Source organism: Acetobacter pasteurianus, assembly GCF_009914215.2.
Classification (GTDB): Bacteria; Pseudomonadota; Alphaproteobacteria; order Acetobacterales; family Acetobacteraceae; genus Acetobacter; species Acetobacter pasteurianus.
This window is the reverse complement of the sequence record NZ_CP039846.2, coordinates 2,151,249-2,174,805: the sequence shown is the minus strand read 5'-3', so window position 1 is coordinate 2,174,805 and position 23,557 is coordinate 2,151,249. Positions and strand designations below refer to the sequence as shown.

General features: G+C 55.4%; 25 protein-coding genes. 4 read left to right on the top strand and 21 right to left on the bottom strand.

The annotated features are described in order from the left end of the window. Positions 1–146: 146 nt before the first annotated feature. On the top strand, positions 147–704 hold the full coding sequence (locus FCN51_RS23650) for an outer membrane protein assembly factor BamE (RefSeq protein WP_003623939.1): 558 nt from the start codon (positions 147–149) through the stop codon (positions 702–704). Between the two features lie 12 nt (positions 705–716). Here FCN51_RS23650 and FCN51_RS23645 read toward each other — a convergent pair whose 3' ends face one another. Genes FCN51_RS23645 through def form a run of 5 tightly spaced genes read right to left on the bottom strand, consistent with a single transcriptional unit; the run spans position 717 to position 4,549 of the window. After that, on the bottom strand, positions 717–2,099 hold the full coding sequence (locus tag FCN51_RS23645) for an ATP-binding protein (RefSeq protein WP_003623941.1): 1,383 nt from the start codon (positions 2,097–2,099) through the stop codon (positions 717–719). Positions 2,100–2,109: 10 nt separating this feature from the next. Beyond that, positions 2,110–2,832, bottom strand: coding sequence for a response regulator (locus FCN51_RS23640; protein ID WP_003623943.1), 723 nt, complete (start codon positions 2,830–2,832; stop codon positions 2,110–2,112). Further along, positions 2,822–3,343 carry a MarR family winged helix-turn-helix transcriptional regulator gene (locus FCN51_RS23635; protein WP_014456991.1) on the bottom strand — a complete coding sequence of 174 codons (522 nt, stop codon included), beginning with the start codon at positions 3,341–3,343 and terminating at the stop codon, positions 2,822–2,824. Before FCN51_RS23635 ends, FCN51_RS23640 begins: the two co-directional genes overlap by 11 nt. Before the next feature lie 18 nt (positions 3,344–3,361). Further along, positions 3,362–4,021: a ubiquinone biosynthesis protein COQ9 gene (locus FCN51_RS23630; protein ID WP_014456992.1), complete on the bottom strand. Its 660-nt coding sequence runs from the start codon at positions 4,019–4,021 to the stop codon at positions 3,362–3,364. Positions 4,022–4,024: 3 nt separating this feature from the next. Next, positions 4,025–4,549: a peptide deformylase gene (gene def / locus FCN51_RS23625; protein ID WP_014456993.1), complete on the bottom strand. Its 525-nt coding sequence runs from the start codon at positions 4,547–4,549 to the stop codon at positions 4,025–4,027. 213 nt (positions 4,550–4,762) lie between these two features. Between def and rpsU the strand changes: the two genes are divergently transcribed. Next, positions 4,763–4,966, top strand: coding sequence for a 30S ribosomal protein S21 (gene rpsU / locus FCN51_RS23620; protein WP_003623949.1), 204 nt, complete (start codon positions 4,763–4,765; stop codon positions 4,964–4,966). 152 nt (positions 4,967–5,118) lie between these two features. On the opposite strand, the gene leuB is transcribed toward rpsU, so the two are convergent. The 15 genes from leuB to ubiA all read right to left on the bottom strand — a co-directional run bounded on the left by leuB (position 5,119) and on the right by ubiA (position 19,740). Next, positions 5,119–6,243, bottom strand: coding sequence for a 3-isopropylmalate dehydrogenase (leuB, locus tag FCN51_RS23615; protein WP_003629629.1), 1,125 nt, complete (start codon positions 6,241–6,243; stop codon positions 5,119–5,121). A 15-nt stretch (positions 6,244–6,258) separates the two neighbouring features. Beyond that, entirely contained in the window at positions 6,259–6,882 is a 624-nt protein-coding gene (gene leuD, locus FCN51_RS23610) for a 3-isopropylmalate dehydratase small subunit (protein WP_160257020.1), read from the bottom strand. Beyond that, a complete protein-coding gene (leuC, locus tag FCN51_RS23605; RefSeq protein WP_003629628.1) occupies positions 6,882–8,285 on the bottom strand; it encodes a 3-isopropylmalate dehydratase large subunit in 1,404 nt (467 codons plus the stop codon). The genes leuD and leuC overlap by 1 nt, the downstream gene beginning before the upstream one ends. Positions 8,286–8,439: 154 nt before the next feature. After that, on the bottom strand, positions 8,440–8,823 hold the full coding sequence (gene rplS / locus FCN51_RS23600) for a 50S ribosomal protein L19 (protein WP_003623953.1): 384 nt from the start codon (positions 8,821–8,823) through the stop codon (positions 8,440–8,442). A 14-nt stretch (positions 8,824–8,837) separates the two neighbouring features. After that, a complete protein-coding gene (gene trmD, locus FCN51_RS23595) occupies positions 8,838–9,590 on the bottom strand; it encodes a tRNA (guanosine(37)-N1)-methyltransferase TrmD (protein WP_003623954.1) in 753 nt (250 codons plus the stop codon). Then, positions 9,587–10,129 (bottom strand): ribosome maturation factor RimM, encoded by a 543-nt coding sequence (gene rimM, locus FCN51_RS23590; RefSeq protein ID WP_160257019.1) that lies wholly within the window; start codon positions 10,127–10,129, stop codon positions 9,587–9,589. The genes trmD and rimM overlap by 4 nt, the downstream gene beginning before the upstream one ends. A 14-nt stretch (positions 10,130–10,143) precedes the next feature. Continuing rightward, positions 10,144–10,497, bottom strand: a complete 354-nt coding sequence (rpsP, locus tag FCN51_RS23585; RefSeq protein WP_003623956.1) for a 30S ribosomal protein S16 — start codon at positions 10,495–10,497, stop codon at positions 10,144–10,146. Positions 10,498–10,559: 62 nt separating this feature from the next. Further along, entirely contained in the window at positions 10,560–11,963 is a 1,404-nt protein-coding gene (ffh, locus tag FCN51_RS23580) for a signal recognition particle protein (protein ID WP_014456997.1), read from the bottom strand. Between the two features lie 116 nt (positions 11,964–12,079). Beyond that, entirely contained in the window at positions 12,080–12,595 is a 516-nt protein-coding gene (locus FCN51_RS23575; RefSeq protein ID WP_003623960.1) for a Spy/CpxP family protein refolding chaperone, read from the bottom strand. A gap of 103 nt (positions 12,596–12,698) precedes the next feature. Continuing rightward, a complete protein-coding gene (locus FCN51_RS23570; protein WP_160257018.1) occupies positions 12,699–13,466 on the bottom strand; it encodes an ATP12 family chaperone protein in 768 nt (255 codons plus the stop codon). After that, entirely contained in the window at positions 13,463–15,619 is a 2,157-nt protein-coding gene (locus tag FCN51_RS23565) for an AsmA family protein (RefSeq protein WP_160257017.1), read from the bottom strand. The genes FCN51_RS23570 and FCN51_RS23565 overlap by 4 nt, the downstream gene beginning before the upstream one ends. Before the next feature lie 32 nt (positions 15,620–15,651). Further along, positions 15,652–16,638 carry an RluA family pseudouridine synthase gene (locus FCN51_RS23560; protein ID WP_003623964.1) on the bottom strand — a complete coding sequence of 329 codons (987 nt, stop codon included), beginning with the start codon at positions 16,636–16,638 and terminating at the stop codon, positions 15,652–15,654. Positions 16,639–16,654: 16 nt separating this feature from the next. Next, the gene (locus FCN51_RS23555; protein WP_160257016.1) at positions 16,655–18,016 is read right to left on the bottom strand and encodes a replication-associated recombination protein A; all 1,362 of its coding nucleotides are present in this window, start codon (positions 18,014–18,016) and stop codon (positions 16,655–16,657) included. Positions 18,017–18,120: 104 nt separating this feature from the next. Further along, entirely contained in the window at positions 18,121–18,816 is a 696-nt protein-coding gene (locus FCN51_RS23550) for a LolA family protein (RefSeq protein ID WP_160257015.1), read from the bottom strand. A gap of 6 nt (positions 18,817–18,822) precedes the next feature. After that, positions 18,823–19,740, bottom strand: coding sequence for a 4-hydroxybenzoate octaprenyltransferase (ubiA, locus tag FCN51_RS23545; RefSeq protein ID WP_160257014.1), 918 nt, complete (start codon positions 19,738–19,740; stop codon positions 18,823–18,825). Between the two features lie 54 nt (positions 19,741–19,794). Here ubiA and FCN51_RS23540 point away from each other — a divergent pair, with 54 nt between their 5' ends. Both FCN51_RS23540 and FCN51_RS23535 read left to right on the top strand, forming a co-directional pair. Next, on the top strand, positions 19,795–20,622 hold the full coding sequence (locus FCN51_RS23540; protein ID WP_003623970.1) for a 16S rRNA (uracil(1498)-N(3))-methyltransferase: 828 nt from the start codon (positions 19,795–19,797) through the stop codon (positions 20,620–20,622). A 68-nt stretch (positions 20,623–20,690) separates the two neighbouring features. Continuing rightward, positions 20,691–22,100 carry a glutamate--cysteine ligase gene (locus FCN51_RS23535; RefSeq protein ID WP_003623971.1) on the top strand — a complete coding sequence of 470 codons (1,410 nt, stop codon included), beginning with the start codon at positions 20,691–20,693 and terminating at the stop codon, positions 22,098–22,100. Positions 22,101–22,136: 36 nt separating this feature from the next. Here FCN51_RS23535 and FCN51_RS23530 read toward each other — a convergent pair whose 3' ends face one another. Next, complete coding sequence (locus FCN51_RS23530) at positions 22,137–23,528, bottom strand: MFS transporter (protein ID WP_003629611.1); 1,392 nt, start codon at positions 23,526–23,528, stop codon at positions 22,137–22,139. Positions 23,529–23,557 lie beyond the last annotated feature (29 nt).

Sequence of the window (23,557 nt, the reverse complement as noted above, 5' to 3'; positions counted from 1 at the left end):
AGGAAAGCTAAAGGGGGTAAAGTGCAAAAACGGATGGAAAAAACCATTCTGTAATTGACGCTTCGTATCAGTTTGAGGCATCCGACTGTTACATGGCCGCGATGTGCGGATGCCTTAAATGTTATGCTTAGGGAAGCCCCAACCGAATGAAGCAGCCACGCCAGCATAAAATATCACGCCTGCGTAACACCTGTGGCGCACTGGCAGCAGTGATAGCGCTTTCTGGCTGCGCCGTGTTTGGGCCCACGCCAACGCCTCGTGGCTCCCTGATTGAAGCGGATGATTACAACCAGCTTATTCCCGGCGCCAGCACACGGGCCGATGCGCTGGATCTGCTAGGCTCCCCCACCACAAAAGGGGCCTTTGATGACAATACATGGATCTATATTTCCATGAGCACATATCTGATTCCCATGGATTTTCCGGGAATCGGCAAGCAGCAGGTTGTGGTGCTGAAGTTTGATGATGCAGGTAACCTGCAAAGCCTGCGTACATTGAACAAAAAAGATTCCCGCTCTGTGGCCATGATCAACAGCATCACCCCCACACCGGGCACAAAAATCAACATCCTCCAGCAAATTCTGGGGAATGTGGGCCGCTACAACCCCATGCAGAACATGATGGGCGCTGGCTCGGCTGGTGCTGGCGGCATGGGCATGAACAACCAGGGCCCAGGCCACTTTGGTTCAGGCAACTCTCTGTAATCACCCGTGGGTCTAGCGCGGCAGGAACAGCCTGACGCGCAAACCACCCATTGGGGAATCCAGCAATTCCATCTCTCCGCCATGCGCACGCACGATATCGCGTGAGATTGTAAGCCCCAACCCGGTTCCACCCCCACGCCCGCTCTCAAAAGCCCGTAGAACGCTACCACGGTGCTCCTGAGGGATACCCGGCCCGTCATCATCTACCATCACCACAACGCCATCTGATCGGCCCTGAGCGCTTAAATTGATATGCTTTGCATAGCGGCGTGCATTATCCACCAAATTGGTTAATGCACGCCGCATGGCATCTGGCCGCATATGAACCCGCAACCCCGGCGCCACACGCACCGAGAAAACATGCGCACCAGCGCGCCGGGCTGCGGCAGCCACATCTTCCAAAAAAGGCTCTATTTCGGTGTCCGTAACATTTTCGGTCCCTTCCCCGCGTGCAAAGGCCAAGTAACTGGCAATCATGTGCTCCATTTCCGCCACGTCACCAATCATGTCCTCAACATCGGGCTGAATATCCTCTGCACGCACCATGCCGGTACGGGGCATCATATCCAGAGAAAGCCGCAGGCGGGTAAGTGGCGTGCGCAAATCATGCGATACACCAGCCAAAACCCCCGTACGTTGCGAAACAAAGCGGTAAATCCGGTCTTGCATGCGGTTAAAGGCCACAGCCGCTTTGCGCACTTCCTGCGCCCCTGCGGGACGAATAGGGCCAATATCACGCCCAAGCCCAAACTGCTCTGCCGCGTGAGCCAACCGCCGTATAGCCCGCACCTGATTGCGCATGAACAGGCTGGCAATCACAAACAGCAGCAAGGAACTGCCAACCGCCCACGCCACAAACAGCCAGATCTGCCCCATATCCAGCCTTTTACGCGGAGCCTCTACATCCAGCACACCATCAGGTAACTGGATGGAAATTTTGACTGTGTGGGGGTCTTCTCGCCAGTTTACGAAAAACGGGTAGCTGATAGAGGCTCGTAACGCACGAGCCAGATCTTCATCCATAGGCCCCAACACGTGGGTGGAGCCAAAACGCCTAAGTCGTGCATTAGAATGCCACGATTCCACCAACTGCAGATGTTGCTGGGCCTGCTCTACAAACCACTGCCTGTCTGCCGGTTTTTTTAAACGCTCCAAGGCGTTTAATGAGAGCACAATTTCTGATGTGACCGAATCTGAAAGACGGCGCGAGGCAACTTGTAGAAAATTGCCGTAAAAAACTTCCAGCGCGATGCCCTGCGTGATCAGCAAGGGAATCAACACAATCAGCAAGGACCGCGCCAGAAGCGAACGCGGAAGCACGCGCCGCATGGATTTTTCCACCCTGCGTGATTTCCAGAATGAGGATGGAAAAAGCTTTAGCCCGCTGCGCCGCATGATTTATGTCTTACAGCCCCGGTTTAAGCACATAACCACGCCCACGGATGGTATGCAGGTATCGTGGCTCCTTGGGGTCAGGCTCAATACGCCGCCTCAGGCGCGTTACCTGCACATCTACGGCGCGTTCCCCGATTTCCGCCATATCCAGCGCCTTGGCAATTTCCTCGCGCGAGAACACATCGTTGGGCCTGCGCGCCAATACGGAAAGTAGAGCGGCCTCACCTCCCGTAAGATGAATGGTGCCATTAGGGCCACTTAGAATAAGCCGAACGGGATCAAACTCCTTATCACCCAACCGCACGATACGCAGATTATCCGTTGCCGGAGCGGGTTGATGCCGCCGCAAATGGGCTTTTAAGCGCAAAAGCAGTTCGCGTGGCTCAAAAGGTTTACCGAGATAATCGTCTGCCCCGGCTTCCAGCCCCGTAATACGGTCTGCTGGTTCTCCGCGTGCCGTAAGAAGCAGAATGGGGAGTTCCTGCCCTTCATCACGCAGTGCACGTGTCAGTTCCAAGCCGTTTTCACCTGGCATGGTTACATCCAGCACCATGGCATCCGGCTGAATGCCTTCTAGCGTCTGCCGTGCCTCTGCTGCACTGGCTGCTACGCTGACCCGAAAACCATGCTCAAACAGGTAGCGCTGCAATAACCGCCGTAACCGCGGATCATCATCCACCACAATAACATGCGGGGCGACATCTTCTTCCACACTCTCGCGCTCATGCTCCATGCCGCCCTCCTTTTTTGCCTGCTGCATCTTCATTCAATACAGACCGACTCTGTTCGGATAACATTCCACGCATCACGCGCCGAAACCCTTCCACGGCTGCGCCACCTGCCTCTCGATACGCAGCCACAAGGCGCTGGCGCACAACCGCAAACAATCTGGCTTCTGCCGCTTTGCCTTCCGGGCTTAAAAAAAGCAGACGCTGGCGCCTGTCCTGACGCCCCGGCTGGCTTTCCAGATACTTCCTTGCTTCCAGTTCATGCATGGTGCGGCCAAGGCTTTGTTTTGTCACCCCCAACACTGCCTGCAGGCGGCTGACCGGGATACCGGGGCTAAATGCCAGCACCTGCAACACCCGATAATGTGCGTGGCCTAGGCCGTCTTCTTCCAGAACTGGCTCAATAGCCTGCGCCATATCGCGCGATGCCAGAAACATAAGGGTTTGCGCCAGACGCAACTGTTCTTCCCGCAGAAAGAGCAGATCTGCCCCTGCTGTTTCATGAGGTAGAGACATACGCGTGCAGGCTCCTCTTTATGCGCGGGCCATAAAGGGAAGACCGCCCATACGGGCTTTAATGCGCCCAAAGCGCAGAACATCTGCCAAGCGCCTATCAACAAAGGCTGCCAAAGTGGCTTCATTATCACCTCGTGCCAGCCAGTACAGCAGCACAGAGGCATACACACCGCCCAAGCTCAGGCGCTTGGTCACGTAAGTTAGCCCCGAGGAGTCATCCTGCGCAGCCTGCCAGATGGCATTGATAGTGCGCATCATGCTCCGGCGCAGTGCTTTTCCCTCACACGGGGCCAGCAGAACAGAGAGGCCTTTACGCGTAGCTGAACGGACAGCCTCATCCACCGGAAGCCGAAACAGCAGCGCCTGCCGCACACGCTGGCTTAAGCGAGACTCTTCTTCCGTATCCCACATGGCTTCCAGCATATCCCTGTCACACAGGTCGAACCATGCTTCCACAAGCTCTGCACTGCCACCGGGAAACAGCAGATCTGCATCTGGGCCTGCCACTTGCAGCAGCACAGTTTTACCCCAGCCCTGCTCCCCGGCCACGGCGGCCATCTTGCGCAGGATTTCATCCCGCGCAGGATCACGCTCCAACGGCGCAGGCATAATGCCAGCGGCCAGAGTGGCCACCGCCAATGAAATAGCCTGACTTATCTTACCTGCACCCGTGCTCATGCCTTACGCCCCATACCGTGTAAGTTCTTTTGCAAACCCAAATTTGCTCATATCCGTCATCCGCATGGGATAGAGGATTCCATCCAGATGATCCATTTCATGCTGCATGACATGCGCCCGAAACCCGGTGGCCATGCCTTCAACCTTCTGCCCATGCGGATCAAACCCGGCATACCATATCCGCTTATAGCGCGGCACTTCCCCTCGCAGATCTGGCAGGGAAAGGCAGCCTTCCGTCCGTAGCAGCTTTTCATCATCAACCGGCTTTAAAACCGGGTTGATCAAGGCCTGCACGGGCAAAGATGGATCATCCTCCCCTTCACTCCGGGCAAGCGGCACGCTGTAAAGAAAAAGCCTTTGGGAAACAAAAACCTGCGGCGCAGCCAACCCCACGCCACCGCTTTCTTCCAGAGTTTCGCGCATATCCGCTATCAGGCGCTGAATATCTGGGGCTGTAGGGTCTGGCACCTCCTGCGCGGGCTGCCTTAAAACCGGGTGCCCCATGCGGGCTATTGCAAGAACTGCCATTTTTCACCCCATTTCTATGGAGGTTGCACAATAAAAGCACTCAGAAGTGCATTTTAAACACGAAAGAACAAATTGTATCTTGTCTAAAGGCCGTGTTATAGAGGCCGCCAACAAAGGAATCGGCGCCCCGCAAGGCCGCGACGGTTCCGGTTCCGTATAATCTACAAAAAACCGGGTTACCCGGATTTTTCTGAAACAGGGGTTAGAGACCAAGTGCACGTTCTCGTCCGTGACAACAATGTCGATCAGGCTCTTAAAGCGCTCAAGAAGAAAATGCAGCGTGAAGGAATCTTCCGTGAAATGAAGCTGCGTCGGCACTTCGAAAAGCCGTCTGAGCGCAAGGCCCGTGAAGCGGCAGAAGCCGTGCGCCGTGCTCGCAAGATGGAACGTAAGCGTCTGGAACGCGAAGGCTTCTAAGCCTTTCCATCCTTCTATCCAAAAAAGGCCGGCATCCTATGGATGTTCCGGCCTTTTTTGTGTCTGCTATATTTCCATAACTTGCCGCCCATAAAAAAAAGCCGCCCCACCTAAAGTGGAACGGCCTTTTAACTTGTCGCTGACTAAGAGCGTTATTTCTGGAGCTTATCCAGCTCCCGCACAATGGCTTCACCCATCACAGATGTGCCAACGCGCGCCATGCCTTCGCTCATGATATCAGCCGTGCGCAAACCGCTTTCCAGAACGTTGGAAACTGCCTGCTCAATCATGTTTGCTTCTTCCTGCTTGTTCAGGGAGTAACGGAGCAACATGGCAAAAGACAGAATTTGCGCAATTGGGTTTGCAATGCCCTGCCCGGCAATATCCGGCGCACTGCCATGAATGGGCTCATACAGCGCAGGGAATTTGCCATTTTCACGCACAGCACCCAGCGTTGCAGAAGGCAGCATACCCAAGCTGCCTGTCAGCATGGATGCAAGATCAGACAGCAGATCACCAAACAGGTTGCCGGTCACAATCACATCAAACTGGCGCGGGTTACGCACCATCTGCATGGCGCAGTTATCAGCCAGCATGTGAGAGAGTTCCACATCCGGGAATTCTTTGGCATGCACGTCTGTGACCACTTCCTTCCACAGAAGGCCGCTTTCCATGACATTGCATTTTTCAACAGAGCACACACGGTTAGACCGCTTGCGTGCCAAGTCAAACGCCACACGTGCTACACGCTCGATTTCTGCCGTGGTGTAAACTTCTGTGTTAATGCCGCGCTTGCTGCCATCCGGCAGGGTTTCAATGCCACGTGGGTTACCAAAATAGATACCACCCACCGTTTCACGCACGATCATAATATCCAGACCACGCACCACATCCGGCTTAAGCGTGCTGGCATCTACCAGTGCATCAAAAACTTTGGCGGGGCGCAGATTGGCAAACAGCCCCAGTTCCTGCCGCAGTTTGAGAATGGCCACTTCCGGGCGCTTTTCAAACCCGACATGCGCCCACTTCGGATCACCTACCGAGCCAAACAGCACAGCATCCGCAGCCCATGCCTTCTCGATCACTTCATCACGGATAGGCACACCGTATTCTGCCAGAGAAGCACCACCAACCACATCTTCTGTAATATCGAAGGACAGGCCACGGCGGCTTTCCAGCCAATCAATAACGTGCCGGACTTCCCGCATGATTTCGGGGCCAATACCGTCACCCGGCAGAACAAGAAGTTTTATGGCTGTGTTCTGTGCAGTCATCATGCAGCTCCAGAATAATCAATCAATATGAATGGAAGGCATCCAGGGTTTGTCCCGGTTTTCCCGGTTTTCATACCCTTCGATATTTGTTTCGTGCTGAAGTGTCTGGCCAATATCATCCAGCCCTTCCAGCAGCAGATGCTTGCGGAACGGGTCGATTTCAAAAGGCACTTCCGGCCCATCTGGCCGCACAATAACCTGCCGCGGCAGATCAACCGTAAGGCGGGCATTGCTGCCCATGCTGGCATCTGCCATCAGCTGATCGCAGATTTCACGCGGCAGGCGGATCGGCAAAATGCCGTTCTTGAAGCAGTTATTGAAGAAGATATCTGCAAAGGAAGGCGCAATCACGCACCGGATACCAAAATCCAGCAGTGCCCAAGGCGCATGCTCACGCGATGAACCGCAACCCAGATTATCATAGGTAATCAGGATTTCGGCTTTGCGCCACGGTTCCTTGTTCAGCACAAAATCCGGGTTTTCTTTACCATCTGGCAGATAGCGCATGGCATCAAAGGCATTTTTGCCCAAACCTGTGCGCTGCGTGGTTTTAAGAAACCGGGCCGGAATAATTTTGTCTGTATCAATGTTGGCTTCTGGCAGAGCTGCCGCAATGGCCGACAGAGTTGTAAACTTTTCCATTATGCCAGCTCCCTTACATCAGTCAGGCACCCTGTCACAGCAGCAGCCGCGGCCATGGCAGGAGACAGCAGATGTGTGCGACCGCCCGGCCCCTGACGTCCTTCAAAATTACGGTTGGATGTAGAAGCACAACGCTGGCCCGGTGTCAGCCGATCCGGGTTCATACCAAGGCACATGGAGCACCCGGCCTCACGCCATTCAAAACCTGCATCCAGAAAAATCTGGTCCAGACCTTCTTCTTCCGCCTGCCGCTTTACGTTGCCCGAACCCGGCACAATCATGGCGCGCACGCCTTCAGCCACCTTGCGGCCAGCAGCTACCTGCGCTGCGGCACGCAAATCTTCAATACGGCTATTGGTGCAAGAGCCAATGAAAACAACATCAACCGGTGTGCCAGCAATTTTCTGCCCGGCTTCCAGCCCCATGTAGTCCAGCATGCGCTGCATCTGGGTGCGCTTGGCTTCGTCGGCTTCATCAGCAGGGTTAGGGACGGTGGCCGTAATGGGCAGCACTGTTTCCGGGCTTGTGCCCCATGTCAGGCTGGGGCTGATATCTTCTGCCCGCAGCGTCACTTCCTTATCGAAATGCGCACCTTCATCAGAAGCCAGCGTTTTCCAATAAGCAACGGCCTTATCGAACTCTTCGCCCTTGGGGGCAAACGGACGGCCACGCACATATTCAAATGTGGTTTCATCTGGCGCAACCATACCTGCGCGTGCACCGGCTTCAATTGCCATGTTGCACAGCGTCATACGCCCTGCCATGTCCAGCCCACGAATGGCGGAACCTGCAAATTCGATTACATGCCCTGTGCCACCAGCCGTGCCGATATGCCCGATAATAGCCAGCATGATATCTTTGGCCGAAACGCCAGCACCAAGCGTGCCATCAACCGTAACGCGCATGTTTTTGGCCGGACGCTGCAGAATAGTCTGCGTAGCCATCACATGCTCAACTTCCGACGTACCGATACCGAAAGCGAGCGAACCCAGCGCACCATGTGTAGAGGTATGGGAATCACCACACACAATGGTCATGCCAGGTAGAGAGATCCCCTGCTCTGGCCCGACAACATGCACAATACCCTGATTGGCAGAAAGCAGCGGGAAATACGGAACCCCGAATTCCTTAACGTTGCGTTCCAGTGTTTCAATCTGGTTGCGGCTATCGGCTTCTTCAATCGGCTGGGTACGGTCAGACGTTGGCACGTTGTGGTCAACCACAGCCACAGTCTTTTCCGGGTGGCGCAGTTTACGCCCTGCCAGACGCAAGCCTTCAAAAGCCTGCGGGCTGGTGACTTCGTGCACAAGGTGCCGGTCAATATAAAGAATAGAGGTGCCGTCCGGCAGAGTTTCAACGACGTGATCATCCCAGATCTTGTCGAACAACGTACGCGGGCCCATGCCCCTCCTCCTTTATATTTCTTACGCTACGTGCATTAGCTCACCTATTGGGCCAATGCTGTTGCGGTATGCCTATATATCAAAAAGACCCGACTGACATAGGCCAGTCGGGTTTTAAAAACCATATCAGACCGATGTGAACGGTTATATGGTTTTAGCTGGCTGCCGGAGCAACCACTTCACGCGGGCGTTCTGCAATACGAGCAGACTTACCGCTACGGCCACGCAGGTAGTACAGCTTTGCACGACGCACTTTACCACGACGCACAACCTTGATTTCTGCAACCGTAGGTGCGTACAGCGGGAACACACGTTCCACACCTTCACCATTGGAAATTTTGCGCACGGTGAAGTTGCTGTTCAGGCCCTTGTTGGAGCGGGCAATCACAACGCCTTCAAAAGCCTGCAGACGGGTACGTTCACCTTCCTGCACCTTAACGGAAACGCGCACCGTATCACCGGCTTCGAATTCCGGAACAGCGCGCTCTGCTGTCAGACGCTTAATTTCTGCAGCTTCATACTGCTGAATGATGTTCATGTCGGTATCCTTCCTCAAACCCCAAAATGGTCTGTCTGTGCGGCCCCGCCCACAGCTTCAGCCATGTTTCTTTCCTTGCGAGCCAGCCAGGCAGACCACAGATCCGGCCTTCTTTCCCGCGTTATTTCTTCTGCCTGCTTCTGCCTCCAGGCCGCGATGGCGGCATGATTGCCCGAAAGCAGGATTTCCGGCACAGCGCGCCCTTCCCATTCGGCAGGACGGGTATAGTGCGGATATTCAAGCAGCCCTTCGGAAAAACTTTCCTCTACGCCACTTTCCTCACACCCCATCACGCCGGGTAGCAGACGCACACACGCATCCAGCAACACCAGTGCGGCAGTTTCCCCACCCGAGAGAATGTAATCTCCGATGGATACCTGCTCAACGTCATGCGCTTGCAGCACACGTTCGTCCACACCTTCAAACCGACCACACAGCAACAACACCCCAGAACCAGCCGCATAACGCCGCACATCCTGCTGCGTTAACGGCCGCCCACGAGGTGTAAGATACACACGCGGCACATCTGCTGGTGCCTGAGAGGCAGCAAAAGCGGCATCCACCACATCCGGGCGGATAACCATACCTGCACCACCACCAAACGGTGTATCATCCACTGCACGATGCCGGCCCAGACCATGCTGCCGCAGATCTTCCGTCCGACATGTCCACAAGCCTTTTTCCAGCGCTCGCCCTGCAAGGGAAAGCCCCAGTGGGCCCGGAAACATTTCAGGAAACAGCGTGAGCACAGTGGCCTGCCAGTTCATGGCTGCACCTCTGTTTTCTGCCGTTTACCAACGCCGCGTCCTTCTTCGCCCGAAACCTCTTCGGGGCGCACCACTGTGATTGTCCGTTGTTTCAGATGAATCTCAGGCACACAGGCCTGGGTAAACGGAACAAGAGAACCATCACTCAGTTCCAGACTGGCGCCAGCTCCATAATCATGCACCATCACAACACGACCAAGAGAAAGACCGTTTTCAAACGCTTCCATGCCAATCAGATCAGCATGGTAGAATTCTTCTTCCTCAGGCTCCGGCAAAGCGGCGCGCGGCACATACAGGCTGGTGTTCACCAACGCCTGCGCGGCATCACGATCGGCCAGCGGTGTGCCATTGGCATCCCGCAATTCGGCCACGCTATCCGCCCCACGCCAACTGAGGAACCATTGACGGCCCTGATCATCCTGCAATGCCCCACACTGCTCCAGCGTTTGCGGGTTTTCCGCATAAGCGCGCACACGCACAAGGCCGCGCACACCATGCGGTTTACCAACAACGCCCATCAGAATGAGGTTTGAGCACATGATGGTTTCAGGCTTTAGGCAGCAGCGGCTTCAGCAGCTTTGGCGGCTTCAGCAGCGCGTGCCTGTGCCTTCTTCTTCGGAGCAGACTTTTTAGGCTGTTCACGATAAGCGGGCTTAGGTGCCAGACCTGCGTTACCAAGGAAGCGTGCCACGCGATCTGTCGGCTGCGCGCCTTCAGACAGCCAATGCTTGATGCGTTCTTCTGTCAGACGCACGCGTTCAGCGTGATCAGAAGGCAGCATTGGGTTGTAAGCGCCAACCTTTTCAATGAAACGGCCATCACGCGGGCTGCGGCTATCTGCCACAACGATGTGGTAGTACGGACGCTTCTTGGCACCTGCGCGGGCAAGACGAATTTTAAGACTCATTCGGAGTTACTCCAGACCCAAAAATAAAAAACCCGAAAAACTGCTTCGAGAAATAGACCGCCTTAGCGGAAAGGATTGCCACCAGGTCCACCTGGCGGCCCTCCCCCTCCCATTCCTTTCGGCATGAGCGCGGACATTCCCTGGCGCATGAGACCTTTCAAGCCCAGTTTGTTGAAGCGCTTCATCATGGAGGACATCATATCAAACTGCTTGAGCAGCTTGTTAACATCCTGAACTGTAGATCCAGACCCGGCAGCAATACGCTTTTTGCGCGATGCCTTGATAATGGCAGGGTTTTTACGCTCTGCCTTGGTCATGGAAGAAATAATGGCAAGGTGCTTTTTCAGGATCGAGGTATCAAGATCCTTGTCCCCCAAAGCTTCCTTAACTTTACCCATACCCGGGAGCATGCCCAGAATACCGGAAATAGACCCTAGCTTGTTGATCTGGCGGATCTGGGATGCGTAGTCATCCAGATCGAACTTGCCCGCCATCATCTTCTGGGCGAGGCGTTCACCTTCTTCCTGATCAAGCGTATCGGCGGCTTTTTCAACAAGCCCAGCAATATCACCCAAGCCAAGAATACGGCCAGCCACACGTTCTGGATAAAATTCATCCAGCCCGTCCAGCTTTTCACCCGTACCAATCAGCTTGATGGGAGCACCGGTAATGGCGCGCATGGAAAGCGCTGCACCACCGCGGGAATCACCGTCCATCCGGGTCATCACAACGCCGGTTACCCCCACAGCCTCATTAAAGGCCTTGGCGGTATTTACGGCATCCTGCCCGGTCATGGCATCTACAACCAGCAGGGTTTCTGCCGGGTGTGTGACATCACGAATCTGCCGCACCTCGTCCATCAACGCTTCGTCTATGGAAAGACGACCGGCGGTATCGAGGATAACGACATCATAACCTTCGCGCCGCCCTGTATCGAGGGCACGCTTGGCAATTTCTACTGGCGTCTGCCCGGCCACGATCGGCAGGGAGGTAACACCAACCTGTTCTGCCAACTGCGCAAGCTGCAACTGTGCTGCAGGGCGCTGTGTATCCAGAGAAGCGAGCAGAACCTTTTTACGTTCACGCGTTTTAAGACGCAGGGCCAGCTTACCAGAGGTGGTGGTTTTACCAGACCCCTGCAAACCAACCATCAGAACGGGAACAGGTGGAGTGGAATTTAGATTGAGAGGAACCGCACCAGCACCGCCAAGAGCATCAATAAGAGCATCATTGACGATTTTAGCGACAGCCTGACCGGGAGAAATGCTTTCCAGCACTTCATGCCCAACAGCACGTTCCTTAACTTTATTAACGAAGTCTTTAACAACAGGCAGTGCAACGTCCGCATCCAGCATGGCCAGACGGACTTCCCGCATTGCCTCCAGAACATCGGCTTCAGACAGCGCTCCCTGTTTAGCGAGGCCATCAAAAACGCCGGAAAGCTTGCCTGAAAGAGCTTCGAACAAAAGTATCACACCCCATAACAAGACGCGCCACTGCGCGAACACTCGCGGAGTGGCGGGCCTGATTTGTTGCAGGGGTTACGGGATACCCCTGCGAGAGTCAAGAACCTTCTGGCGGTTTACTTGCCAGATTTATCTGCATCGGCTGCCGGAGCAGGATGTTCAACAGCATGAAGCTGGTCCAGCAGATCATGAATCTTGACCTGACGTGCATGAATCTGGGCCAACTGATCAGCCGTCAGCACATCATGGATGCGGGAAGCCGTTTCCAGATGCTGAGATTCACGCTGGGCGCGCAGCGTAGCCATTTCCTGCTGCAGCGTTGCAACCTTGTCTTTGTCCACCGGGCCCGGAGATGTCAGCGCATCTTCAATCTGGCGGTGGATTTTGTCGAAATCACCACGGAGATCCTGCGCCTGATCCTGACGGTGTGCTTCCTGCAGAATGGTCTGAATCTGCTTGCGCTGCTTTTTGGTAAGATCAATGCCGTCCAGAGCATTCAGCCCAGCGCCCGGAATGCCGGGGCCAAAGCCGTTTCCATTAAATCCATTACCGGGTTCTGCATGTGCGCTTACGCCTGCAACAGAAACACCTGCAGCCACAATTGCTGCCAGAAGGGTCTTTTTGATTTTCATAATGTCTATGCTCCTTAAAGCTTGAACTGCTTCATACTTGGGGAAGATTTCAAACTTGCCAAGAGTGACGCCGCATATAAATCCTTGGGTATGCGGGTTGACATCAAGCTGCAGGCTTGCGCGCCAATTCCAGAAAACGGGCCGCATCGGCCACTTCCCGCTGTATACCGGCAATACGGTCCGTTATTTCCGTATCTTCACCCCACACAGCCATCTGCATACGTTCATCCAGCGTTGCGCTGGCCACCAGATCATCTACAGAACCAGCACCATTTACCAGCGCCAAACCCAGCACAAGGCTCCCCAATGCTGGCACGGAAACAGCAAGCACAGCCAATTCCGCCGGGTTCAGCTTTTCCATGGCATCGTAGAGCTTCTGCAAAGACTCTTCGGGCTGCACAATCGGCATGACACCAGATGATGTGTGCAGGATAGCCCCGTATTGCTTACGCAGCCACTCCAGCCACGGGTCCCATTCCTTACGTTGGGCCTGCGCCAGCTTGCCTTCCCCCGGCTCCCGGTAACACAGCAGATCGCTGCCCGCATAAGCCAGAAGACTACGCAAAACCCCTTCCCGCTCTGCAGGAATACGCTCGATCATGGAACCAGCAATGCCTGTAAGGGGCAAATCAGCCGGTGAAAAACGGCCATCGGCATTTTGCCCGGCGGCCTGCCATTCTGCCGCCAATGCATCTGCCAATGCACGAGACGTCACGCATAATGGGGTCTTGCGTGGCAGACGGATACTGCGCCCATCAAGTTGCACGACAAAGCCCTGCCCTTCCGGCACAACATCTGCCTGCTTCCAGAACCGTTTGCGGCCAGCAGGCGCATTGCCAGAAACATTATGTTCGGTAGATGCCATTTTCATTGGAACAGCCCCAAGCCACGCAACATGTTCATGACCTTTCCTTCCTTACCCGCTTTTTTCTGCGGCGCATCTGGCCCCGCCACACCCTCACGCGCGGCAGAAAGCATGGAGGGGCAGTTATCTCCCTCTCCATCATTTCCGCCAATGCTTATGCCGTATCGGCCTTCATAAGCCGGATCCATACGCGGTTTGGGGTCTGACAATGTACCTGTAACCGCAACATCGGAAGAAGCCGAAGCCCCACCCAGCAACACGCGTGGAGAAAGGTGCATATCCAGCGCCTGAGAGCCCAGCCCCACCGTGCCATGACCATGCAGAACCAGAAACGGCGTTTCCAACCCCAACATATCAATATTCGCGTTACCCTGTGCAAACTGCATATGACTGCCAAAGCACCTTACGGGCATCTTGCCTTTAACCGGCACCTGCGGCCCCAGAAGCGTGCGAATAGCAGCACCACTTATGCTGCCATCAACAACTGAAACCCCAAGATGCCCGTCCAGATTATTGCGCCGATCTTCCGGCGTTTCCCCTTGCGTGGAAACTGCGCCTACAAGCTGCACTGTGCCGGAGAGTGAAGAAGAAAGGCCAAGCCAGCGCTCAACAACAGGCAGGGGCAAAAACACAGGATGCGCCGCCAATTCAATCTGAGGCAAAGCACCCGCCACGTCATACACCAAGCGGCCGACTTGCTGGAAACCATTGCCTTCGGCCTGCACAGGCTCAAGTGTCAGCCTGCTGTTTTGCAACGTGGCATGCGTGCTGACATGCGCCCATGTGACACCCTGCCAGTTTACGCTCTGCGCTTGCACATCCATGGCACCTCGTGCGCCACGCAGCACATCCGGCACGGCATGGTGCCGCGCAACAGATGCCGTATCAGCAACATCTATGTGCCCATCCACTTTAAGATCATTGGCGGCTGGCAGATCCCCACCCGGCACCACATGCGCAAGCTGGCCGTGCACATCCAGCGCAGAAGCGCCTGCACTTAAGGTACCTGTGCCGTGTATGCTGGATTCACCCTGTGTAAGCGTTAAATCCACCGGCACAATCTGCTGCGCAACGTGTTCGGACGCAGCCAACTGCTGCATTGTCCCTACCGTGCCACGCAAGCTCAACACCTGCGCACCAACCTGGCCATCAATTTGTGCCGTTACCGGGTCTGTAGGGGCCGCCGTATCTATAACCACCCGTGTTAATGCGGCCTGTGGCAACCACGCGCCTACATCCACATTTTCAGCACGCACGTGCAGGCTTTGTGGCGCAGGCTGCGCACCCTGCCCGCCAACAGCCATATCTACAGAAACATTCCGGCCTTCTGGCAGATTTGCATGTGGGAAAAAGACATTCAAATCACGCAGTTGCGCAACAGAACCACCAATCTGCAACGCATAGACTTTTTGGCCCTGCGGATCCGTAATGGACCCATCTATATGGGCCAACCCGGCAGGATGCCCATTAACGGTAAGGGAAATTCTCAGCTGCATTGGCAACTGGGCAGACATTGGCAACAAAGGCCCTGTTTGCCCTGTAAGTGCTAACTGCCCAGCCCCTTTACGCAGTTTTACGTCAAAATCAGGCGCGTTACCCGAAAGCCCCTTCACCTTGCCTTCGGCAACCTGAAATGCACCAGAACGATGGTGCACCGCATCATCCCAAGCAACTTGCGCCTGTGTGAGCGAAAGATCTGAAACCGTCAGATTCCAGTGCATCTTGCCGGAACTGGCAGACGAAGAGCCCCCGATGCTGCTCTGGCGTTCCTGCGGTGTGAAATGCCAGTCTGCCCGCCCATCTGCCAAACGGCGCAACTGCACCTGTGGGCTGATGAGGCTGACATCTTCAAACGCAATGCGATGAGAAAACAGTGGCAACAATGCCAGCCGGGCACGCACCTGCCCGATATCCAGCATGTTCACGCCATCTTCCGCCACGCTGGAAAGTTTTACGTCCTTTGCTTCCACCCACGGAAAAGGCAGAATCCACACATGCAACTGGCCAATGCTCAGGTGGCGGCCTGTGCTGCTTTCCACGGCATCGGCCAACCGTGTTTTCAGCCAGTCTGCATCCTGCGTGGCAGATATAATTGTGCCACCGCCCAGCGCCAGAACAGCGGCCCCCGCCAGCAGGCCGATTTTCCATTTCAGACGCATGTGCGTTTCTCCTGTTTCAACTTAAACCGTCCTTATCCTTGGCCACCACGGCGTGAAGGTGGCGGTGTGGTGCCCGGCACAAACCCAAGAGTTCGGAAGGTTTCACGCATATGAGGCGGCAATTCGGCACTTACAGTTAAACGCCCACCTGCTGGGTGCGGCATATCCAGCATACGGGCATGCAGATGCAACCTGTCTGTAAAGCCAGAAGGATGGGCTGCCGCTCCACCGTATTTGGGATCACCCAAAATAGGTGTGCCTAAAGATTCGCAATGCACACGGAGCTGATGCGTGCGCCCAGTAAGCGGTGAAAGCTCCAGCCAAGAAAACTTGCGCGCAGCCGAATCCAGCACTTCATAAACAGACCGTGCAGATTGCGCATCGGCATCCTTACGGTCCGCCGCCACGGTAATGGAACCGGGGCCAGCACCCAAACGGGCCAACGGCTGATCTATCTCGCCCGAAAGCGGATCAGGCCGCCCGACCACAACTGCCCAGTAGATTTTTTTTACATCCCGGCCACGGAAAGATGCCGCCAGCTTGGCGGCCACACCGGGGGTGCGTGCCAGCAGCAGAAGGCCGGAGGTATCTTTATCAATCCGATGCACCAGCCGTGGGCGCGGATCATCTTCTTCCCGCAAGCCATCCAGCATCATGTCAACATGCTTGGTAATGCCGGGGCCACCCTGCACGGCAAGCCCTGCGGGCTTGTTAAGGACAATCACGTGCTTGTCCTGATACACCACCATCTTGCGGATTTCGCGCGCCAGTTTTTCATCCAGCGGGCGCGGCACATCGCGCGCGGGTTTGGCAGCCATGGGTATGGGCGGCACGCGCACCGTTTGCCCCGGCTCTAGCCGGGTGGAGGCTTCTACCCTTTTGCCCTCAACACGAATCTGGCCCGTGCGGCACAGTTTTTGAAGCGCCCCCTGCGTAAGATGCGGGTAATGGCGGCGAAAATAGCGATCCAGACGAATACCAGCTTCGTCTTCGCTTACGGTACGATTGACAACACTCATGCGCCGATATTCACGACTAACGCCGATCCCGCAAGCGGGACCATGTTTCTAGCCTGTGACGAACCTCCCGTTCATAGCCCCTGCCCGTTGGATTATAGAAGTTCTGCCGCTTCATGCCGTCGGGAAAATAGTTCTGGCCAGAAAAGCCTTCTTCCGCATCATGGTCATACTGGTACCCCTTACCGTAACCAATATCCTGCATCAGTTTGGTGGGCGCGTTTAGAATATGTGCAGGCGGCATTAGGCTGCCTGTGGCCTTGGCGGCACGGCGGGCAGCGCCATAGGCTTTATAAACCGCGTTGGATTTGGGGGCTGTGGCCAGATGCACCACAAGCTGCGCCAAAGCCAATTCACCCTCCGGTGAACCCAAACGCTCATACGTTTCCCACGCGGCCACGGCCAATGGCAGGGCATGCGGGTCTGCCATGCCTACGTCTTCTGCGGCAAAGCGTGTCATGCGGCGGGCCAGATAACGCGGGTCTTCCCCGCCTTCCAGCATACGGGCAAACCAATAGAGAGCCGCATCCGGGTCTGACCCGCGCATGGATTTATGCAGAGCGGAAATCAGGTTGTAATGCTCTTCCCTATCCCGATCATACAAAATGGCGCGTTTTGCCAACAGGCGGGAAAGTGCCTGCGCATCCAGCGGCTTTTCTGTTTTCAGGCTTAAAAGCTGCTCCACCATGTTGAGCAGATAGCGGCCATCACCATCTGCCATGGCGCGGAGGGTTACACGCCCATCTTCCGTAAGCGGCAAGGGCCTGCCTGTTTCTTCCTCCGCCCGCACCAACAGAGCTTCACAAGCTGGATCATCCAGCCGGTTGAGCACCATGACCTGACAGCGTGACAGCAAAGCCGAATTGAGCGCGAAGGATGGATTCTCTGTTGTGGCACCAACCAGTACAACGGTGCCATCTTCTACAACCGGCAAAAAACCATCCTGTTGTGCACGGTTGAAGCGATGAATTTCATCTACAAACAGCAGCGTGCCGCCACCCACTTCTGCCTGCCTGCGTGCATTCTCGAAGGCTTTTTTCAGATCCGCCACGCCAGAAAACACAGCCGAAAGCTGTACAAATTTCAGCCCAGCAGCCTGTGCCAGAAGGCGGGCAATAGTAGTTTTACCAACACCCGGGCCGCCCCACAGAATCAAGCTGGCAAGTGAGCCACGTTCCAGCATACGCGTAAGCGCACCTTCTGGCCCCAGCAAATGCGCCTGCCCAACAACATCTTCCAAACGCTGTGGGCGCAGACGGTCCGCCAACGGCTGCATGGGCGCTGGCTTTTTGCGTGCGTCCGCATTTCTTCCCTGCGATGGCTCGGGAGGAAGCCCAAAAAGATCATCACCCATTACCGGGGGTTCACGCTCTGCGGCCATAGCCTGCGTGCCTCACTTCAATCTGTCTCAATCTGTGTAAATATATCGGCCTGCACGGCAGCTTTTTCCAGAAGAAGCGCGGAAAAAGCTGCTTTCAACACAGTTTAGTTGTCCTCGGCAGGCAGGACGAACGTGCTTGCCGGAATGTCTGCACCCGCATGCACATCAAACAAGGTTACGCGGGTTTCGCGCCCTTGCGCGTCCAGCACACTCCATGACCGCAGAGCAACTGGCGTTTCATAAAAAACCAGTGTCAGGCTGCCATCACCGGGGGAGGATGTGCGCACAAGCGTAACCTGCACCAGCCCGTTATCATGCTGAAAGCCCGTTACCGTGACATCATCTGTCAGGCTGACATGAGGGCGCAGCAGAAGGCCCAGAGGTGTACGCTCAATGGGAATAACCGTGGTTTGGTCCAACTGATTATCTCGGAACACAACCTTGCCCCCGTTGGCTACCAGCAGCAGCGGTGAAGGCGGATCATACGCCAAGCGCATCTGGCCGGGGCGCTTCATCCACACGGTGCCGGTTGTGCGTTTTCCTTCTGCATCAAGCTGCTGAATGCGGGCCTGAAAAGTTTTGGACTGGTTAAGCGCCTGCTCAATCCGCTTCAGCCATGCCTTATCGGATGCAGAAAGCGCCACAGGAACCGGAGCGGAAGAAGATGCTACGGGAATAGCCGTTTCACCGGTATCGTCCTGTGCATAAGCCTGGCTGCCAGCCAGAACCAACCCCATAGCCGCTGGCAGAACAACCCGGAAAATGGATTTCATGAACGTGGTTTCTTTCATCTGAAGCATGCAGGCTTATACAGCTATCAACCCGGCAACCAGCGCCAGCGCTACGGCCAAGCCAATTTCTCGATTAGCCCGAAACTGGGCCAGGCACAAAGCGGGGCTTGTAGGATCTACCTTACGGGCCTGTTGCCACAACAATATGGCAGGCAACACCAAAGCCACCCAGAAAAGCGGGCCAGACCCCGCCATAACAGCCGCCACAGCCAGCAAAACAAGCATCAGCCCATAACAGGTGCCAATAAACCCACGTGCCCGCCCCACCATGAGGCGAGATGTGGATTTCACACCAATACGGGCATCATCTTCCATATCCTGAAAGCCGTAAATGGTATCAAACCCCAACTGCCACACAATGGTAGCTGCATACAAAGCGGCTTGCGCCCAAGACAAATGCCCCGCTGCCGCCGCATACCCCATGGGTGCGCCAAACCCGAAGGTAAACCCCATGACAAGCTGCGGCCACCACGTAAACCGCTTGGCCAATGGGTACAGCGCCACCAACAGCAGGGATGACACACCCAACACCCATGAAAGGCTGTTCAATTGCACCAGAACAACCAAGCCTGCCAGCAAAAGCAGCAGCAGGAACAACGTGGCCTGCTTCATGCTCAACGCGCCAGAGGCTAATGGCCGCCCCGCCGTGCGCGCCACCTGCCGGTCTATGTCCCTGTCCCACATATCGTTTACAACGCAGCCTGCGGCCCGCATCACAAGGCTGCCAATACCAAACAGCACAATCAGCCGAATACGTTCGGAAGTGGCAACGCCCTGAGGCAGCAAAATACCCCACATGCCCGGCAGCCATAAAAGCCACGTGCCTATGGGCCTATCCAACCGCGCAAGCAAAGCATAGGCCTGCAATGCTGGCGGTAGATGGGCGATCCACCCTGTAATACGGATATCTGTATGGCTGGAAGAAACTGACACGGCGGCTCACGTATCCTGTTCAGAAAGGCATATGGTGTTAAGGGCTGGTGTTCTATGCCACAAAGCGGAAACCACTTACACCTTTCAGCTCAGACAGACCCGGTAACCATGGTTGTAACAGATGCCTCCGCGCACCTTCCGCGCCTTTATAATGCCTCAGAAATACTGGGGGATGCCCACACGGGCCTCACGCTGCAAATTGCGCCAGATCAGGCCCGCTATCTAGGCACTGTGCTACGCAAAAAAGCTGGAGACCACGTGCGTATCTTCAACGCAAACAGTGGGGAATGGCTGGCACGCATTACGGAAATCCGGAAGGACAAAGGCTTTTTTGAGCTGGAACGCCAACTCCGCGCACCAACGCAACAGCCTGCCTTGGTTCTGGCTTTTGCCTTGCTCAAGCGCGATGCCACTGATCTGGTCTTACGTATGGGCACGGAGCTGGGGGTCACGCACTTTATGCCCCTTATTACCGAACGCACCAATACACACCGCATCAACCCCGACCGCCTGCATGCCATCGCCACCGAAGCCACAGAACAATGTGAGCGCTTTGATGTGCCGCAAATAGAGTCTCCGCAATCGTTCACAGATTTTCTGGCAAGCTGGCCGCAGGAACATCGGCTGTTTGCTGCCGTAGAGCGCGGAGAGGACCGGGCCATTCATACCCCCTCCCTGCTACCCAATGCGCATGCAGGTGATGGTTTTTTGGTTGGCCCTGAAGGGGGCCTAAGTGATAGGGAATGCCAGATGATGCTAAAATATTCCTGCATCACCCCAATATCCCTAGGCCCATTGGTGTTGCGGGCCGATACAGCCGTGGCTGCCGGGCTGGCACTTATAGGCTGCGGCTTGCGTTCGGCTGCTGTTTTGTCACAATAACGCTTCATATCTTCGCTTTGCTGGCGCAGAGTGCGATTTCTCTGTTTTTCAAGGATCTGTGATACCCCATGTCCAACCCCGGCGCATCAGATGAAACCCCTGCCCGCACCGTTGCACAGCTGGCCGAAGTGCTTGCGCAGGGATGCAAGCCGCGTGACGCATGGCGGATTGGCACGGAACACGAAAAATTCGGCTTTCTGCGCCCAGAAGCCGTAAAGGAAGGGCAGAAAGCCTATTCTGCCCCACCTTATGCCCCCAATGGCATTGAAGCCCTGCTCAAAGGTCTGCAGAAGTTTGAGCCAGATGATTGGACATCTGTTCTCGACAATAACAACATCATCGGCCTGAAGGGGCGTGGTGATGCCGCAGGTGCTGCTATCTCCCTTGAACCTGCTGGGCAGTTTGAACTTTCTGGCGCCCCCTTGCGCACCCTGCACGAAACAGCAGAAGAACTGACAGCGCATTTTGATGCCGTGCGCCCCATTGCGCGTGAACTGGGGCTGGGCTTTGCACCCTTGGGCTTTCACCCCACTGCCACGCGGGCAGAACTGCCGTGGATGCCCAAATCCCGCTACGCCATTATGCGCGAATACATGCCCAAAGTTGGGTCAATGGGCTTGGACATGATGCAGCGTACCTGCACTGTGCAGGTTAATCTGGATTTTGGGTCTGAGCAGGACATGGTGCGCAAAATGCGTGTTTCCATGGCGCTGCAACCTGTAGCCACAGCCCTGTTTGCCAATTCTCCTTTTGTGGAAGGCAAGCCCAACAACATCCTCTCCAACCGCGCACAGGTTTGGACAGATACGGATAACGCACGTTCTGGCATGCCCGCATGTGTGTTTGAAGATGACTTCAGCTTTGAACGCTATGTGGAATGGGTGCTGGATGTGCCCATGTATTTCATTATGCGTGATGGCAAAATGCGCAACGTGGCTGGCCGCTCCTTCCGCGCATGGATGAATGGTGAACGGCAGGACGGGCTGGAAGATGTAACCCCCACCATTGGGGATTTTGAAGACCACATTACAACAGCCTTCCCCGATGTGCGGCTCAAGCAGTTTTTGGAAATGCGCGGTGCAGATGCAGGCTCACCAGAAATGATGCTGGCTCTTTCCACTTTGTGGACGGGCCTTTTGTATGATGATGCTGCGCTGGAATCCGCTTGGGAGCTCGTAAAATCCCATCCATGGGAAGACTACGTAAAGCTGCGCGAGATTGTGCCACTTATGGGGCTGGATACGCCTTGGGGTGAAGGCACTGTGCGCGATCTGGCCGCACAGATGATTGCCATTGCCATGGACGGCCTACAGGGCCGGGACATGACGGATGAAAGCGGACAGACAGAATGGGTTTATCTTGCCCCTCTCACCTCTTTGGTGGCAGGCGCACCCACACAGGCTGAACGTTGGCTGGAACGTTATTATGGCGCGTGGATGGGGGATGTCAGCCGCATCTTCCTTGAAGCGGAAGTCTGAACAACCGCACATAATGCGACCAATAAAAAAGCAGCCTCAGGCTGCTTTTTTTGTATTCAGAAACAAACGGCTTGCACTTAGCGTGGCTGCAAACAACGCCACACATCCGGCCATAAGCAAGCACTTTTGTGTGGCCCCTTGTGCAAACCACGTAAAAAAGGCCGCAACCCCCATAGCCCCCAAAGTCTGCCCAGCTTGGCGTGCAACCTGCACCATGCCACTGGCACCACCAGCCCGTGTATGAGGCGCAGCCACCATCATGGCCCGATTATTAGGGGGCTGAAAAAAACCAAACCCCCAACCCGCTACGCCTGTGCGCCATGCAATATCCCACACAGAAGGATGAGCAGGCAGAAGCCACAGCAAAAAGAAACCCAGTGCCGTTGTACTCAAGCCAATGGAGGACAACACACCTGCAGAAACCTTATCTGCCACGCGCCGGATCAATGGCGCCGCACACATAATGCCCAACGGCCACGGCGTAATAAGCAAACCCGTGGCGGCTGAGCTGAGGCCAAGAGTGTTGTGCAATGTAAACGGCATGGAAACGATGTAAAAATTAGAGGCTACAAAGCCACAGAACCCGGTGATAAAGGCCACTGCGAATTCTGGATTTTTCAGCAGATCAACAGGCAAAATGGGCTGAGGAGCTTCTGCCTCACGCCGCACCAGCAGCACTCCGGCGGCAAGCCCTGCCAACAGTAATGCACAAGAAATGGCTGTATTTTGGGAATGTGCCAGCCCATCCCCCCCCATTACGGAGGCCCCAAAAGCCAGCATGCACAATATACTGCCTGTAATATCCAACGAGCCAGAAGTGCGCGGCACTTTAGGCAGCGCATAAAAGGCCATGCCCAAAGCCAAAGCCCCAAATGGCAGGTTAATCCAGAACAGCCACGGCCAAGACCCTATGGTGAGAATAGCCGCAGCAGCCGTTGGCCCCAAGGCCACCCCAAGCGCCACCACAACGCCATTGAGAGCAATACCGCGCCCAATTTCTGCATGAGGGTAAATAAACCGCACCAGTGCAATATTCACACTCATAATGCAGGCGCCGCCAATACCCTGCAACACACGCGCACCCGCCAAAATAGGCAAGCTGGTGGCCGTGGCGCAGAACAGGGATGACACCATGAAAATGATGATCCCAACCTGACAAAGCCGGGCAAACCCCACCCGGCTACCCAACGCTGCCAGCGGTAGCAGAGAAACCAGACTGGCCATCTGATAGGCATTTACAACCCAGATGGACGAAGATGAGGAAGCGTTTAAATCCCGCGCAATATCGGGCAGCGCAACGTTTGCAATGGCGTAATCCAGCAATGCCAGAAAAACAGAAAGCGCCACAGCCAGCATGGCCATATTGCGGGCCGCTCCATGAAGCCCATCCACCACGGGTGCAGACTGAGAAGTGGGGAGCTGTGTCATGGAGCAAAACGTCCTTCTGTCTGCAAGGC